14 protein-coding genes are annotated in these 15,672 nt (G+C 71.7%); 6 read left to right on the forward strand and 8 right to left on the reverse strand.

Annotation, left to right across the window (positions count from 1 at the left end):
* Positions 1-173: 173 nt before the first annotated feature.
* The 5 genes from mscL to OO014_RS13085 form a co-directional block, all read right to left on the reverse strand.
* A complete protein-coding gene (mscL, locus tag OO014_RS13065) occupies positions 174-539 on the reverse strand; it encodes a large conductance mechanosensitive channel protein MscL (protein WP_272462764.1) in 366 nt (121 codons plus the stop codon).
* A 147-nt stretch (positions 540-686) separates the two neighbouring features.
* The gene (locus OO014_RS13070; RefSeq protein WP_272462765.1) at positions 687-1,475 is read right to left on the reverse strand and encodes an SAF domain-containing protein; all 789 of its coding nucleotides are present in this window, start codon (positions 1,473-1,475) and stop codon (positions 687-689) included.
* Entirely contained in the window at positions 1,475-2,326 is an 852-nt protein-coding gene (locus OO014_RS13075) for an S-methyl-5'-thioadenosine phosphorylase (protein ID WP_272462766.1), read from the reverse strand. The genes OO014_RS13070 and OO014_RS13075 overlap by 1 nt, the downstream gene beginning before the upstream one ends.
* Before the next feature lie 156 nt (positions 2,327-2,482).
* Complete coding sequence (locus OO014_RS13080) at positions 2,483-2,839, reverse strand: FmdB family zinc ribbon protein (protein WP_272462767.1); 357 nt, start codon at positions 2,837-2,839, stop codon at positions 2,483-2,485.
* 8 nt (positions 2,840-2,847) lie between these two features.
* Positions 2,848-4,422 (reverse strand): potassium/proton antiporter, encoded by a 1,575-nt coding sequence (locus OO014_RS13085; RefSeq protein WP_272462768.1) that lies wholly within the window; start codon positions 4,420-4,422, stop codon positions 2,848-2,850.
* A gap of 123 nt (positions 4,423-4,545) precedes the next feature.
* On the opposite strand from OO014_RS13085, the gene OO014_RS13090 reads away from it, so the two are divergent.
* Positions 4,546-7,125, forward strand: a complete 2,580-nt coding sequence (locus tag OO014_RS13090) for a penicillin acylase family protein (protein WP_272462769.1) — start codon at positions 4,546-4,548, stop codon at positions 7,123-7,125.
* Here OO014_RS13090 and OO014_RS13095 read toward each other — a convergent pair.
* Positions 7,110-7,781, reverse strand: a complete 672-nt coding sequence (locus OO014_RS13095; protein ID WP_272462770.1) for a 5-formyltetrahydrofolate cyclo-ligase — start codon at positions 7,779-7,781, stop codon at positions 7,110-7,112. The genes OO014_RS13090 and OO014_RS13095 overlap by 16 nt on opposite strands.
* Positions 7,782-7,838: 57 nt before the next feature.
* On the opposite strand from OO014_RS13095, the gene glp reads away from it, so the two are divergent.
* The 5 genes from glp to OO014_RS13120 all read left to right on the forward strand — a co-directional run bounded on the left by glp (position 7,839) and on the right by OO014_RS13120 (position 13,611).
* Entirely contained in the window at positions 7,839-10,484 is a 2,646-nt protein-coding gene (gene glp, locus OO014_RS13100; protein ID WP_272462771.1) for a gephyrin-like molybdotransferase Glp, read from the forward strand.
* Positions 10,485-10,864: 380 nt separating this feature from the next.
* Positions 10,865-11,290 (forward strand): cyclic pyranopterin monophosphate synthase MoaC, encoded by a 426-nt coding sequence (gene moaC / locus OO014_RS13105; protein ID WP_272462809.1) that lies wholly within the window; start codon positions 10,865-10,867, stop codon positions 11,288-11,290.
* The gene (locus OO014_RS13110; RefSeq protein WP_272462772.1) at positions 11,283-11,792 is read left to right on the forward strand and encodes a MogA/MoaB family molybdenum cofactor biosynthesis protein; all 510 of its coding nucleotides are present in this window, start codon (positions 11,283-11,285) and stop codon (positions 11,790-11,792) included. Before moaC ends, OO014_RS13110 begins: the two co-directional genes overlap by 8 nt.
* A 12-nt stretch (positions 11,793-11,804) precedes the next feature.
* On the forward strand, positions 11,805-12,440 hold the full coding sequence (locus tag OO014_RS13115; protein WP_272462773.1) for a GNAT family N-acetyltransferase: 636 nt from the start codon (positions 11,805-11,807) through the stop codon (positions 12,438-12,440).
* A gap of 70 nt (positions 12,441-12,510) precedes the next feature.
* Positions 12,511-13,611 (forward strand): hypothetical protein, encoded by a 1,101-nt coding sequence (locus OO014_RS13120; RefSeq protein WP_272462774.1) that lies wholly within the window; start codon positions 12,511-12,513, stop codon positions 13,609-13,611.
* A gap of 6 nt (positions 13,612-13,617) precedes the next feature.
* Here OO014_RS13120 and OO014_RS13125 read toward each other — a convergent pair whose 3' ends face one another.
* On the reverse strand, positions 13,618-14,757 hold the full coding sequence (locus OO014_RS13125) for an AI-2E family transporter (protein ID WP_272462775.1): 1,140 nt from the start codon (positions 14,755-14,757) through the stop codon (positions 13,618-13,620).
* A 62-nt stretch (positions 14,758-14,819) separates the two neighbouring features.
* The gene (locus tag OO014_RS13130) at positions 14,820-15,650 is read right to left on the reverse strand and encodes a DUF72 domain-containing protein (RefSeq protein ID WP_272462776.1); all 831 of its coding nucleotides are present in this window, start codon (positions 15,648-15,650) and stop codon (positions 14,820-14,822) included.
* Positions 15,651-15,672: the final 22 nt, after the last annotated feature.

Raw genomic sequence — 15,672 nt, forward strand, 5'->3', positions numbered from 1 at the left:
CAGGCGGGAAAGTCGCGCCGCCGATACCGCGGACCCTCCGGGGCCCGCTGGTCTCGGCTTCCACACCGAAAGAGCAGCTCGTCCGCTCCGGACACCGGCCCGGGCGGACGAGCTGCTCTCGATGGTGCTGCGCTCAGGGCGCTGTGCTGCAGCGCTCGCTCAGCAGCCTGGGATCAGCGGACGCGCAGGGCGTCGCGGATCTCGGTGAGGAGGATGACCTCCTCCGACGGCGCCTCGGGCTCCGGCTCCTCGCCGCGCTTGCGGCGCTCGGCCAGCTTGTTCATCGGCACGACGACCATGACGTAGACGGCGAACGCCACGATGACGAAGCTGATCAGTGCCGTGAGGAAAGCACCAACGCTGACGCCGCCGGGCTTCCAGGCCGAGAAGTCCGGGGTGCCGCCGAACCAGCCGATGAGATCCATGATGATCGTCACGAACGCCGTCACGACCGCGGCGAAGGCGGTGCCGATGACGACCGCGACCGCGAGGTCGACGACGTTGCCCCGCATGAGGAAGTCCTTGAAGCCCTTGACCATGGGCAGTCCCTTCAGTTGTTCGGGACCTCCGGCTGGAGGCCTGTCGACTCGCCAACCTAGCGAGGACTGCTCGGGAACTGGGGCAGGCGCGTCCTCGGATTCGTCCGTTTGTCCAATCTTCATTCGATTGGCGTCCGGACGGTGGGATCAGGAGTTCGGCTGTAGGGCGAGGACGAAGCTCTCCCCGGCACTGAGGGCGCTGAGGTGGGTCGCGATCAACCTCGCCTCGGCCGCTGAGACGGCGACGGTGACGCCCGGCTCGCCGTTCTGGTCCCAGTCGAGCGGGGCGCCGACCGGCCCATCTGCTGTCGCCTCGCCGCCACCTCCGGTCGCCACCCCTGAACCGGAGGCAGCCGAACTGCCGGCCGGCCCGCCCAGGACCGCCAGCACCGGGGCGCCGGACACGACCTGCTCACCGGTGCCGGTGGCATACAGGTCGACCCGACCACCAGCCATGACTCCGGACAGCGCGATCGCCATGACCGGCACCGTCATGGCGACGCGGCCGTCTGCCCGGCCGGCAAGCAGTCCAGCGCCGGAGAGGCGCTCGTCGGTGATCACTCCTCTGGACTCGATCGGGGCCGCGGTCCGGCGCCCCACGACTGCCCCGAGGTCGGCGGCAGCGGACTCGGGGCGTTGGTCCGAGCGCCGGATCTCGACCCGGACATCGGCAGGCGTGATGACCGCGCCCGCCGCGATGGCCCGGGACGCCACGACCGTGGCCAGGCCCGGCTCGACAGGGCCTCTCGGCCGCACAGCGGAGAGACCGACGGCGACGGCGAGGCCGACGAGACCGGCGGCGACCCACCGGCGCAACCGGGCGCGCCGGGTGCGTTGCAGCCGAGATCCGGGGCGCGCCCGCCTGAGCGCAGCACCGCTCGGGGCAGCCCGCAGCGCACTCGGCCGGGCTCGACCGAGAACGGGAAGCAGCCGCATCAGGGGAGGGGGAAGGGGAGCGCGATGCCGTCGAGGGCGCGCCGGCAGTCGCAGGTGGCCGTCGCGTCGTCCTCATGGGCGGGCAGCTGCCCGATGGCGTCCCGCAGCACGCTCTTGAGGCTCTCGACGTTCTTGGCGAACACGCGCATCACCTCCTCGTGGGTGACCGACTCGCCACCATCCACGCCGGCGTCGAGGTCGGTGACCATGGCCACGGTCGTGAAGCAGAGCGCGAGCTCACGGGCGATCGCGGCCTCCGGCATCGTCGTCATGCCGACGATGTCCCAGCCCAGCTGCTGGTGCATGAGGGACTCGGCGCGCGAGGAGAATCGCGGCCCGTTGATGACGACGAGGGTCCCGCCGGCGACCACCTCGAGCGCGGACACGCGCGCGGCGTCGACGGCGACCTGTCGCCCGTTGGGGCAGTAGGGGTCGGCGAACCCGACGTGCACGACCTCGCCCTCCCCCTCATAGATGGTGTGCTGCCGTCCCCACGTCCGGTCGACGACCTGGTCCGGGACGACGATGGTGCCCGGGCCGTACTCCGGCCGCAGCGACCCGACCGCGCAGGGCGAGAGGATCTGGCGCACGCCGACGGCTCGTAGCGCCCAGAGGTTGGCGCGGTAGTTGACGCGGTGGGGCTGGTAGCGATGGTCGGTGCCGTGCCGCGCGAGGAACGCGACAGTGCGACCCTCGACCTCGCCGACGACGAGGGGGTCGCTGGGCGGGCCGAACGGGGTGGTGACGGTCACCGTTTCGTAGTCGTCGAGGAAGTCGTAGAGCCCGGAGCCGCCGATGACTCCGATCTCGGCGGCGACGTCTGACGGCGTGAGGGCGGTCTGCGAGGTCATGTCCGCAGCCTAGGTCCGCAGCGGGTCACCACCGGGCCCGACCCAGAGGTTGGGGACGACGACAGCATCCGGCAAGGGGATGTGGACGACAGTGACCCCTTCGCCGATTCGATGTGATCGATCGAGGCACACCTCGATCGATCACATCGACTCCCGTCAGGAGGGGGTGGAGGCGGCCGCCGCACCGGACCCCGCGGACCCCGCGGACCCCCCTGAGGCGGCCGGCTTCGCGGCGGTGCTCGTGCCTTCGGTGGTCGTGGCCTGGGCCGGCTTCGTGTCCCCGCTCTTGGCGTCCGTGCTCTTCGCCGCGGACGCACTCGACCCGCTGCCACTCGCACGTGAGTCGGTCTTGTAGAAGCCGGACCCCTTGAATGCGATGCCGACCGGGTGGATCACCTTGCGGAGCCGGCCCTCGGCGCACTCTGGGCAGTCGGTGAGCGGGTCGTCGGTGAACGACTGCCGGATGTCGAAGGCGTGCCCGCACTCGGTGCAGGCGTATGTGTAGGTGGGCACGGGATACCTCAGGTCAGACGTCGGGGGTTCCCACCAAGTCTACGGGCGCGTTCGGAGGCACTGTTTCCCCAACCGGCGAGGCGCCCTTCGCGGCTCAGAGCCCTGATCCGCTGCTCCGTTGCCTGGCGGGCGCTCGACGGGGTGACGACGAGGAGCTGGTCGCCGTGCCGGACCGTCGTGTGCTGCTCGGGCACGAAGCTCTCGCCGCCCCGCACGACGAGGGTGACCATGGCCCCCTTGGGCAGCCGCAGCTCGAAGATGGCGACGCCGTGCAGCCTGGACTCGTCGCCGACATTGACGGTGAGCACGTCGGCGCCGATCTCGACGAGGGGGGTGCTCTCCAGGGCGACGTCGATCGAGTGCACCGGCTCGGTGAGGCCGAGGCGCCGCGCGACCCAGGGCAGGGGCGGCGCCTGCACGATGGTGAAGACGACAACGAGGACGAAGACGAGGTCGAACATCCAGCCGGTGTTCGGCGTGCCCGCGACGAGGGGAACGGTGGCGAGGACAACGGGCACGGCGCCGCGCAGCCCGGCCCAGGACAGGAACGCCATGTCCCGCCACGGCATCCGGAACCACACGGTCGACGCGAGCACCGACAGCGGTCGGGCGAGCACGAGCAGGACGAGGCCGATGACGACGGCGTTGCCGAGCTGTTCGTCGAGGCGCAACGGGTCGGCGAGCAGCCCGAGCAGGACGAACAGGCCGATCTGGGCGATCCAGCCGAGGGCGGTCGCGAAGCTCTGGAACGAGGTGCGGTTGGGCAGCCCCATGTTGCCGAGGACGAGCGCAGCCAAGTAGGTCGCGAGGAAGCCGGACACGTGAACGGCGGCCCCCGCGGCGTATGCGAGCACGGTGAGGGTGACGACCCCGATCGAGAACAGCGCGGACGACCCGCCGGCGACGCGTCGCAGGGCCACCCCGCCGAGGTAGCCGACGGCCAGGCCGACCACGGCGCCTCCGGCCAGCTCGGCGAGCACGGCGCCGAGCAGCTCCCACCACGGCCGCGGCTCGGCGCCGGGCAGGCCCTGCGCGGAGAGGGCCACGACGAGAAGCACGACCGGTGCGTCGTTGAAGCCGGCCTCGGCCTCGAGCATGCCGCTCAGCCGGCGGGGGATCGGCACGTTGCGCAGCACGGCGAAGACGGCAGCCGCATCGGTGGACGCCAGGACGGCGCCGAGGAGCAGGGAGATCGTCCACGACAGGTCGAGCAGGGTGTGCGCGACCGCGGCGACGACGAGCACGGACACGACGACGCCGACGGTCGACAGGAGCGCAGCGGGCGCGACCGAGCGGCGGATGTTGCTCCACTTCGTCGTCAGCCCACCCTCGGCGAGGATGAGGACGAGGGCGGCGTAGCCGAGGACCCGGGTCGTGGACGCGTCGGAGAACTCGATGCCGGCTCCGGCATTGCCGAGCGCGAGACCGATGCCGAGATAGATGAGCAGCGACGGCATCCCCGATGCCACGGAGAGTCGCACGGCGGCGACGGCGACGAGCAGGACGACGGAGCCGATGAGCAGCACGCGCGTCAGGTCGTCGAGGGTCATCCCCGACGAGGTGACGGACGTGAGCGCGACCACGGCGGCTCCTCAGGGTGGCGGTGACCCCCATCAAACCATTCGTATGCCGCTGGGCTCGCTCGCGTCCGGGCGTGGCCCTCCACGCGTCCCACAGCTCTCCGCCGGGTGGCCTAGGCTCTTGGCGTGCCCCGAGCTCACCTCGCCCGCCGAATCGTCCTGTCGGTCGTCGTCCTGGTCGTCGTCGCGCTGGTGGCGCTCACGATTCTCGCTGTCTCCACCGTGCGTCGGCCCTTTCCCGAGACGACGGGGGAGCTGGAGGTCGAGGGACTGACGGGGCGGGTGACGGTCTCGCGCGACGCGCGGGGCGTGCCGACCATCGTCGCGGACACGGCCAACGACCTCTTCCGGGCGCAGGGCTACGTCAGCGCCCAGGACCGTTTCTTCGAGATGGACCTTCGTCGCCACATCACGGCGGGCCGGCTGTCCGAGCTCGTCGGCGAGGGGGGCATCGAGACCGACCGCGTCATCCGGACGATGGGCTGGCGGCGCGTCGCCGAGCAGGAGCTGCCGCGCCTGGCCCCGGAGACGCGTCAGTACCTCCAGGCGTACGCAGATGGCGTCAACGCCTACATCAGGCAGGCGGAGTCACCCGCCGACCTCGCGCTCGAGTACCAGGTGCTCGACTGGAGCGTCCCCGGCTACCGGGTCGAGCCGTGGACGCCGGTCGACTCGCTCGCGTGGCTCAAGGCCATGGCCTGGGACCTCAAGGCGGACTACGAGGACGAGCTGGCCCGCGCGCGGCTCTCCCGCGGCGGGCGCACGTCGCAGAAGCAGATCGAGCTGCTCTACCCGCCCTATCCGTTCGACCGCAACCAGCCGATCCTCTCCGAGGAGGACTGGCGCCCGCGTGCGGCGGACGCGCAGCAGGCCGCCTCCGCCGTCCCCACGTCCCTCCTCAAGGAGGGCCAGAGCGCCTTCGAGGCCGCCGCGGCAGCCGTCGCGGCGATCCCCACGCTCATCGGCGAGGGCGACGGTGTCGGGTCGAACTCCTGGGTCGTCGCGGGTGACCGCACGACGACGGGCAAGCCGTTGCTGGCCAACGACCCGCATCTGGCCCTCGGCATCCCGAGCGTCTGGACCCAGGTCAACCTCCAGTGCCGCACTGTCTCGGCGGAGTGCCCCTTCCAGGTCTCGGGGTTCTCCTTCTCCGGCCTGCCGGGCGTCGTCATCGGCCACAACGCCAAGGTGGCCTGGGGCTTCACCAACCTCGGTGCCGACGTGACCGACTTCTACCTCGAGCAGGTCAGCGGTGAGACCTACCTGCGCGACGGCAGCCAGGTGCCGCTCGAGACCCGCCGCGAGACGATCAAGGTCGCCGGGGGCACCGATGTCGAGATCGTGGTGCGCAGCACCGTGCACGGCCCGGTCCTGTCGGACGCAGTGCCGGCCATCGCCGAGAGCGGGGACCAGACCGCGGTGCGCGGCGTGGCCCAGTCCAACCGCTACGCCGTCTCCCTCGCGTGGACGGCCCTGACGCCGACCCGGACCGCCGACGCGATCTTCGCGCTCAACACGGCCACCGGATGGGACGACTTCCGGGATGCCGCATCGCTCTTCGCGGTCCCCGCCCAGAACCTCGTCTATGCCGACACCGACGGGCACATCGGCTACCAGACCCCCGGCCTCTTCCCGATCCGGCGCTCGGCCACCCCGGGTGCGGTGCCCGGCTCGTGGCCGGCCCCGGGCTGGGACAGCCAGTGGGACTGGCGCGGCTTCGTGGAGTTCGACGACCTGCCCTACGTCCTCGACCCCACGGAGGGCTTCATCGTCACGGCGAACCAGGCCGTGACGTCGAGCCAGCGGCCGTTCCTCACGGCCGTGTGGGACTACGGCTTCCGCGCCGAGCGGATCCGCACCCTGCTCGCCGGGTCCGCGAAGGTGTCACCGGAGCGGATGAGCCAGATCCAGGGCGACAGCCGCAACACCTTCGCCCCGGTGCTGGTCGAGCACCTGCTCGGCGTCGAGGTGGACGACTTCACCGCCCAGGCCCAGCTGCTCCTGCGCGACTGGGACGGGAGCCAGCCGGCGGACAAGACCCGCGACTCGGCGTCGGCCGCCTACTACAACGCCGTGTGGAAGCACCTCCTCGAATACACCTTCGACGAGCTCCCGCCGGACATGGCGGCCTCCGGGGGCAGCCGGTGGATGCTCGTCCTCGAGCAGTTGCTCAAGGACCCCAAGAACGCCTGGTGGGACGACAAGACCACCCCGGGTGTCACCGAGGGCTCGGGCGAGATCCTCAAGCGGGCGCTCGTCGACGCGCGCCTCGACCTCGCCCGCAAGCTCGGCAAGGTGCCCGCGACCTGGCGCTGGGGGCGGCTGCACCAGCTCAACCTCGAGCACCGGGTGCTTGGCACCGAGTCGGCCCCGGAGTTCGTCCGCGACATCTTCAACCGCGGCGGGATCGAGCTCGGCGGCGGCAACGGCATCGTCAACGCCACGAGCTGGGACGCCTCGAGCTCCGGCTACGAGGTGACGGCAGGGCCGTCGATGCGGATGGTGGTCGACCTCGCCGACCTCGACCGGTCCCTCTGGGTCAACGCGACGGGCCAGTCCGGCCACGCCTACAACCCGCACTACGCCGACCAGATCGACGCCTGGGCCGCCAACGAGCAGTTCCCGTGGCCCTTCACGCTCGAGGCGGCTGCCTCGGCAGCAGAGAACGACCTGACCCTCGTGCCGCCGGGTCAGCCGACCGGCTGACCCGCCCCCGGCCCTCCGGCAGCCGCGGTCCGCACGACCCGGCCGCTCGTCGTGACATACCCGTCGACGAGCGCATCGTGCGACTCGCGGGGCAGGTCCGCCTCACTCTGCTCGCCCTCGTGCAGCAGCGTGATCACGGGCGCCGCCGGGTCGCGGTGCCGCAGGGCCCGGTCGTAGCAGCCGCCGCCCTGGCCCAACCGAGCACCGTGCCGGTCGACGGACAGCCCCGGCGTCACCACGAGATCGCACGTGGCGAGCGCGTCCACCCCCAGCCAGGGCCGGCCGTCCGCGGAAGGAGGCGCATCCTTCGGGAGGCGCGCGACCGTCGCGTGGTCGCCGACGGTGCCCTCAGCGGCATACGTCCACTGGAGCGAGAAGTCGTCGAGGACGATGGGCACGATGACCTCGTGACCGGCCGCCAGGAGGGCGGCGATCAGCGGTCCGGTCGGCGGCTCGTCGGGGAGCGACTCGTAGACGGCGATCCGCAGGGGATCGTCGGCGCTTTCGGGCACGAAGCGCAGCACCGCGTCAGCGATCGCCTCACCGGCTGCTTCTGCGTCGGTGTCCCGGGCCAGCGTCGACCTCCGGCGTCGGGCGGCCTGCCGGATCTCGCGTTTCGTGGCGACCGGCTCGTCGGGTGTCTGCTCAACGGCCATTGCCGCTCCTCTCGTGCTGCTCCCGGGCGCGCATGCGGTCCATCGTAAGGTGACCCCATGAGTCACCAGGGGATGGCGCGAGCCGTCGAGCGGATGCGGGACCGAGGCATCGGACCTGAGGCCATCACGGTCTTCGAGCACTACTACCGACAGCTCGAGGAGGGCGCCCAGGGCACCGTCCCCGAGGACACGATCGAGCCGCTGCGCGACATCCAGGCGCTGGGTGAGGTCCGCTTCTCCGACGAGGACGCCAGGCTGGCCCTGAGCCAGACGGCGGTCATCAAGCTCAACGGCGGGCTCGGGACGAGCATGGGGATGAGCGGTGCCAAGTCGGCGCTGGAGGTCAAGGACGGCCTGACCTTCCTCGACATCATCGCCCGGCAGGTGCTCGCGCTCCGCGAGGAGTGGGACGTCGAGCTGCCGCTCATCCTGATGAACTCGTTCCGGACCTCGGAGCAGTCCCTCGAGATCCTCGCGAAGTACCCCACGCTCCCGGTCGACGGGCTCCCGCTCGACTTCATCCAGAGCGCCGAGCCGAAGCTCCTCGCCGACTCGCTCACCCCGGTCGACTGGCCACAGGACCCCGAGCTCGAGTGGTGCCCGCCCGGCCACGGCGACATCTATGTCTCCCTCGTCACGTCCGGGGTGCTGGACAGCCTGCTGGACAAGGGGATCCGCTATGCGTTCATCTCCAACTCCGACAACCTCGGGGCTACCTGTGACCCTGAGGTCGCGGCCTGGATGGTCGAGCACGGCCTGCCGTTCGTCGCGGAGGTCTGCGACCGGACCAAGAGCGACCGCAAGGGCGGCCACCTCGCGCGCCGCAAGTCCGACGGCCGGCTGATCCTGCGGGACACGGCCATGGTCGCCGAGGGGGAGGAGCGGTTCTTCGCCGACATCCGTCGGCACCACACCTTCAACGCCAACAACATCTGGGTCGACCTGGCCGTCCTGCGCGACCGGATGGCTGAGCGCAACGGCGTCCTCGGCCTGCCCATCATCATCAACCGCAAGACCGTCGACCCGGCGGACCCGACCTCGCCCGAGGTGGTGCAGCTCGAGTCGGCGATGGGTGCCGCGATCGAGGTGTTCGAGGGGTCCGAGGCCCTGCTCGTGCCGCGCACGCGGTTCCGGCCCGTGAAGACGACCAACGACCTGCTCGTGGTCCGCTCCGACTACTTCGTCCTGGACGAGCGGCACCACCTCGTCGCGGTCGGCGAGGGGCCCGAGCCGTTCGTCGACCTCGACTCCGCCTACCGGCTCGTCCAGGGCTTCGAGCAGCGGTTCCCCCACGGCGTCCCGTCGATGCTCGAGTGCACCAGCCTGCGGGTCATCGGTGACCCCGTCTTCGGCCGCAACGTCCGCTGCGTCGGCGACGTCCTTGTCGACGGCCTGCGCCGCGTGCACGACAACGCGGTGCTCGAGGGGCCGGTCGAGGCGACGGCGGACACGCGTCCGTCCCGCGCCAAGGGGGACGGCCTCCGGACCGTCGACGAGCACCTCCGAGCGATCCTCTCGACCCTCGAGCCGGCGCCCTCCGCGAGCGTGCCGCTCACCGAGGCCCTCGGGCTCGTCGTCGCCAAGGGGGTGCGGTCGCGGGTCAGCCTGCCGTCCTTCGACAACTCGTCGATGGACGGTTATGCCGTCCAGGCCGCCTCCCTCCAGGGCGCCGACACGACGCCCGTGCGGCTGCGGCTCGTCGGCGAGGTCGCCGCCGGCACCGCGCCCACCTGCACCGTCGGGCCAGGCGAGGCGGCCCGCATCATGACCGGTGCCCCGATCCCGTCGGGGGCCGATGCGGTGATCGCCGTCGAGGACACGGACGGTGCAGCCGAGGGTGAGGTCCTCTGCCGCGCGGCTGTCCCGCAGGGTCGCTACATCCGGCCCAGCGGGGAGGACGTCTCCGAGGGCGCGGTGATCGTGTCGGCCGGTGACGTCATCGGGCCGCGCACCATCGCCCTGCTCGCCGCCTGCGGTCACGCGTCGGTGGAGGTGCACCGTCGTCCGCACGTCGTCGTCCTGTCCACGGGCGCCGAGCTCGTCCCGCCGGGGGAGCCCCTGGGCCCGGGCCAGATCCACGACTCCAACTCGCCGATGCTGTGGGCGGCTGCCGTCTCGGCGGGCGCGTCGGCCGAGATCCGCGCGGCCGTGGGGGACACCGACGCCGAGCTGCTCTCCGCGCTGGACGAGGTCCTCGCCACCGCCGACGTCGTCGTGACGAGCGGCGGCGTGTCGATGGGGGCCTACGACGTCGTCAAGAGCGCACTCGCCGACCAGGGCGTCGACTTCGTCAGGGTCGCCATGCAGCCGGGCAAGCCGCAGGGCTTCGGCTACCTCGCTGCCCCGGACGGACGCCGGGTCCCGCTCTTCGCGCTGCCAGGCAACCCCGTGTCGTCGTTCGTCTCCTTCGAGGTCTTCGTGCGGCCCGCGCTGCGCCGGCTGATGCGCCGCACCCCGGAGAAGCGCCGGATCCGCTCGGCGACGCTCACGGCAGGGCTGCGGTCCTTCGAGGGGCGACGTCAGTTCGGTCGCGCCGTCGTCAGGCGCAACTCGGAGGGGGCGCTCATGTGCACGCCCGTCGCCGGGCAGGGCTCGCACTTCGTCGCCGACCTGTCTCGCGCCAACGCCCTCTTCGTCGTCCCGGAGGACACCGTCGACCTCGTGGCTGGCGAGGCCGTCGACGTCATCGTCCTCGACGACTGAACACTCCTTCCCGTATGCCGCTGAGCTCCACCCGCTCGGACGTGCCTCCCAGCCCTCCCGCCCCTGTCACGCGGCGATCCAGAAGTGCGCACTTCTGGTCTCAGGCACGGAGAGCCGCAGGGGTGCGTGGTGCACGGCGCACCGCTGCGGGGCGAGTGCACCGGAGCAAGAAGTGCGCACTCCTCGGCGGGAGCCGCACGGGAGCCGCACTGGAGCGGCGGGGGGAGCGGCGGGCGGGTCCGGCAGCACGGGGGACGTCGGACCGAGCCCGCGCGCGGTGACATGATGACCGGGTGCCTGACGAGACCCCTGACGCCGACGACCGCCCCGGCACCCCGGCTGCCGCACTGACCCACGTGCGAGCTGACGGCACCGCGCACATGGTCGACGTCTCGGCCAAGGCCGTCACGGCACGGGAGGCGACGGCCAGGGGCCGAGTCCTGCTCAGCGCGGCCGCCATCGACGCCCTGCGCTCCGGTGCCGTGCCCAAGGGAGACGCCCTCGCCGTGGCGCGCATCGCCGGCATTCAGGCGGTCAAGCGCACGCCCGAGCTCATCCCGCTCGCGCACCCCATCGCGGTGCACGGCGTCGAGGTCGACCTCACCGTCGCCGACGACGGGGTCGACCTCGTCGCGACGGTCCGCACGGCCGACCGGACCGGCATCGAGATGGAGGCCCTGACCGCCGTGAGCGTTGCGGCGCTCGCGCTCATCGACATGGTCAAGGCCGTCGACAAGCACGGACGCATCACGGACGTCCGGGTCACAGCAAAGTCAGGAGGACGATCGGGTGACTGGCATGAGTGAGGCCACCGAGGGTGAGCTGGTGGGGGCCGGCAGGAGGGCCGTCGTGATCACGTCATCGACGCGCGCCGCCGCGGGGGTCTATCCGGACCGGTCCGGGCCAGTCATCGTCGAGCGGGTCCGCACGTGGGGCTTCAGCGCCGGCGAGCCGATCGTCGTCCCGGACGGTGACGAGTTCGGTCTCGCGCTGCGTGACGTCCTCGCGTCGGAGCCGGACGTCGTCATCACGACCGGTGGCACGGGACTGACGCCCACTGACGTCACTCCGGAGCAGACGCGGCCCCTGCTCGACCGGCTCGTTCCCGGCATCGCCGAGGGGATGCGGGCCGCGGGGGTGGCCAAGGGCGTGCCCACCGCCATGCTGTCGAGAGGGCTCGTCGGCATCGCCGGGCCAACCCTGGTCGTCAACCTGCCAGGCTCGCGGGGTGGCGTCAACGACGGGCTCGACGTGCTCGAGGGGATCATGGGGCACGTGCTCCAGCAGCTGCCCGGCGGAGACCACTGAGGGGAGCGACCAATGAGGGCACCGTGGCGCCGCACGCCCCAGCTCGCGCCGTGGCCGGTCGTGCTGCGGGACCGCTCGGCGGAGCCTGCCGTGGTCCTGCGCCCGCTGCGGGTCGACGATGAGGAGGAGTGGCACCACCTCCGGCGTGAGAACGCCGACCACGTCCGCCCCTGGGAGCCGACGCTGCCGCCGGGGGCCCGCACCAGGCCACCTACGTCCTATCGGCAGTTCGTGGCGGACCTCGACCGCGAGGCGGCGGCGGACCGCGCCATGCCCTGGTGCATCGAGGTCGACGGTCGGATCGTCGGCCAGGTGCACCTTTTCGGCGTGGCGCGGGCAGCCCAGCAGTCCGCGGCGGCCGGCTACTGGCTGGCGGAGTCGGCGTCAGGCCAGGGCATCGCCACCAGAGCGCTGGCCCTCGCCCTCGACCACGCGCTCGGGCCAGCAGGTCTGCACCGGGTGGAGGTCAACATCCGGCTCGACAACGCCCGCTCCCTCGCGTTGGTGCGGCGGCTTCGGCTGCGCGAGGAGGGGGTGCGTGAGCGCTACCTGCACATCGATGGAGCATGGCGGGACCACCTCAGTTTCGCCGTCACCGTCGAGGACCTGCAGGGGGAGACGCTGCTCTCCCGGTTGTCACACTTGTAACTTCCGCCACTTGCGCGACACGCACTGAATGTGCATGCCCTCGCTCACGCTGACACCTACCGTGGGGTTCGTGCCCGCGAGCAGTCTCATCTTCGTCGTCATCGTGGCGATCTGGGCTGCCGTGCTGCTCCAGCTCTGGTCCCGTCGCCGCGAGGACGCCGCAGCGACCCGCTCGGTCGACGACTTCACCGAGGCGATGCGAGTCCTGGAGAAGCGGTCCGTCCTGCCCGGTCCTGACCTGTCCGAGCCCCGCCCGCGCTCCTGGTCCGTGACGCCGGCCCGGGTCGTGCGCACGACGGTCGACGTGAAGCGCGCGGTGCCGGCCGCGGTCTCGCGACGTCGCTCTCCGCTCGTCGCCCGGCGCCCTTCCGATCTCGAGGCCCCAGCACCGGCGCAGCCTGAGCCCGCACGGCTCCAGAGCCAGCCGACCCGGCACCCCCGCACCGACCACGAGGTGGAACCCATGAGCGCAGCCCGCCCGGCCAGCCATGTCCAGCGTCGAGTGCGTGCCGCCGTGCTCCTCGTCTCCCTGCTGTGGATCCCCGTCTCGGTGACGCTCGCCGTCCTCGGCGTGCTCAGCTGGCTGCCCGTGCCCGTCGCCATCCTCACGTTCGTGGCCGTGCTCGTCTGGCTGCGCAGCGAGGCGCGCGTCGAGCAGGCCGAGCACGCCCGCGCCGCCAGTCGTCAGGAGCGCCGCCGGCGTCGGCCGGCTCCGGAGCCGGTCCTGTCGAGCGACATGACTCAGGTCATCCGTGAGCCGCACCGCTATGCGGTGGAGCCGGCGGCCACCCCGGCCGAGCCCGTCGCCGCGCAGTCGGCTGCAGCCAGGGCCGTCGTGGCCGCAGCGGCAGTGACCGTCAGCGAGGTCGTCGCCGAGCCCGCCGCAATGGGCGGCGTGGTGGCAGCGGAAGCCGGCTCAGCGGCATACGACGTGGTGTTCGACGTGCAGGCGAGCGAGCCGGCAGCGCCCGTCGCGACCGAGCCGCCCGCGCCCGGCACGTGGAGTCCCGTCCCCGTGCCGACGCCGACGTATGCGATGAAGGCCAAGGCGGAGCCGCGGTTCACCGCGGACGGCGTGCCCGCGGACGTCTTCGACACCCCGGAGTTCGCCGACGAGGCGGACGAGCTGGACGACCGGGCGCTCTTCGCCCGGCGCGCCGTCAGCCAGTAGGGCCGCCTAGGGCTTGGCCGGAGCCGACCCTTCCTCGGCTGACTCCTCCAGCTCCTCCTCGAGCTCCGCTTCGCTTTCCTTGAGCAGGAGGTGCTTGCCGACGGCGTTGACGACGGCGGCCAGCGGCACCGCCGCGAGCGCCCCGACGATGCCGGCGACGGTGGACCCGGCGGCGATCGCCAGGATGACGGCGAGGGGGTGGACGCTGACCGCATGGCCGAGCAGCAGCGGCTGCAGGACGTGCGACTCCAGCTGCTGCACGCCGATGACGACGGCCAGCATGATGAGCGCCACGCCGAAGCCGTGCGCGACGAGCGCGAGGATGACCGCGACCGCGCCCGACAGGAGGGCGCCGACGATCGGGATGAAGGCGAAGAGGAAGACGAGCACGCCGATGGCGAAGGCGAACGGCACCTGGAGGATCGTCGCGCCGAGGGCGATGCCGACCGCGTCGACGAGCGCCACGATGATCGTCGCCCGGACGAAGGCCGACAGCTGGTCCCAGGCGATCCGCCCGGACGAGTCGACCCGGGACCGCGCCACGCGGGGGAAGAGCCGGACGAGCCAGGACCAGATGCGCGGGCCGTCGTAGAGGAAGAAGAAGAGCGCGAAGAGGGCGATGAAGATGCCGGCGATGAAGTGCGTCGCGGTCAGGCCGACGTCGGCGGCCGTCTTGCCGAGGTTGCCGGAGCTGCTGACGCTGTCGCGGAAGCTCTCGAAGTACGTGTCGAACTCCGAGTCGCTGATGCTGAAGGTCGTGCGCACCCAGTCGCGGATCTGCTCGAGACCGACGGCGAGCTGAGCGGTCAGCTCGGAGAACCCGCTGCTGAACTGCTGCCCGATGAGGGTGAACAGTGCGCTGACGAGGACGATGACCCCGACGACGGTGCTGCCGGCGGCGAGCCCGACCGGCATGACCCGCTTGAGTCGCCGGCTGATCGGGACGAGCATCGCCGCGAGCAGCAGCGCCACGAGGAGCGGGACGACGATCTGCGAGAACTCCCGCAGCAGCAGCGTGGCGACGTAGAGCCCCACCCCGATGACGAGCAGGCGCAGCGACCACTCGCTGGCCGCGCGGACCGCGGGTGGGACCGGGGAGGTTGGGGCCGGGTCAGCGGGGCGAGGCGGGATCGCGTTGTCGGTCACGAGGACACGGTATGCCGCTGGGCTCGCTCTCGCGGCCAAGCTCGGTGGGTGTCTTGGCCGAGTCAGTCGTGCCCGGTGTCGAGCAGCCGGTCCAGCAGCCGCTCGGCGTCGTGCGGGGCGTGCCCCTTGGCGTCGTTGTCGAAGTAGACGTAGGTGTCGTGCCCGCCGTCGAGCCAGCGCCGCACCTGCGCGGCCCAGCGGTCGAGGGAGTCGTCGGTATAGCCGCTCGCGTAGAGCTCTGTCTCACCGTGGAGGCGCACGTAGCGGAAGTCGCTCGTCGCGTCGTGCATCCGCGGCCACGTGCCGGCGCTGTCGGCCACGACGGTGCAGATGTCGTGCTCGGCGAGCAGGGCGCGGGCCTGCGGAGTGTCGAAGCTCTCGTGCCGCGGCTCCAGGGCGTGCCGGATCGGGGCGTCGACGAGGGCCTCGGTGGCGACCCGGTCCTCGGCCAACTTGTCGTCGTGCTGCGCTGCGAGCTTGGCCGCGTCGGCGTGGGAGCGCGGGAGGAACGCGAGGAAGCGTTCGAGGCGGTCCGGGCTCAGCGGCATACGGGCTGGGAGCTGCCAGAGGACGGGACCGAGCTTGGCGCCGAGCGCGAGGACACCCGACGCGAAGAAGTTGGCGAGCGGGGTCTCGACGTCGTGCAGCTGCTTGAGATGCGTGATGTAGCGGCCGCCCTTGACGGCGAAGACGAAGTCCTCCGGCGTGGCCTCGCGCCACGCCGCGTAGGAGCTGGGTCGTTGCAGCGAGTAGAACGAGCCGTTGATCTCGACCGAGGTCATCCGGTCGGCCGCGTAGGTGAGCTCGTCCTTCTGGCGCAGACCCTTGGGGTAGAAGTCGCCGCGCCAGCGCGGGTAGCGCCACCCCGACACACCGACGAAGGCCCGCCTCATGATCCCGAGGCTAGTGCGCCGA

This window comes from Intrasporangium calvum, assembly GCF_028446585.1.
GTDB classification, from domain to species: Bacteria; Actinomycetota; Actinomycetes; order Actinomycetales; family Dermatophilaceae; genus Intrasporangium; species Intrasporangium calvum_A.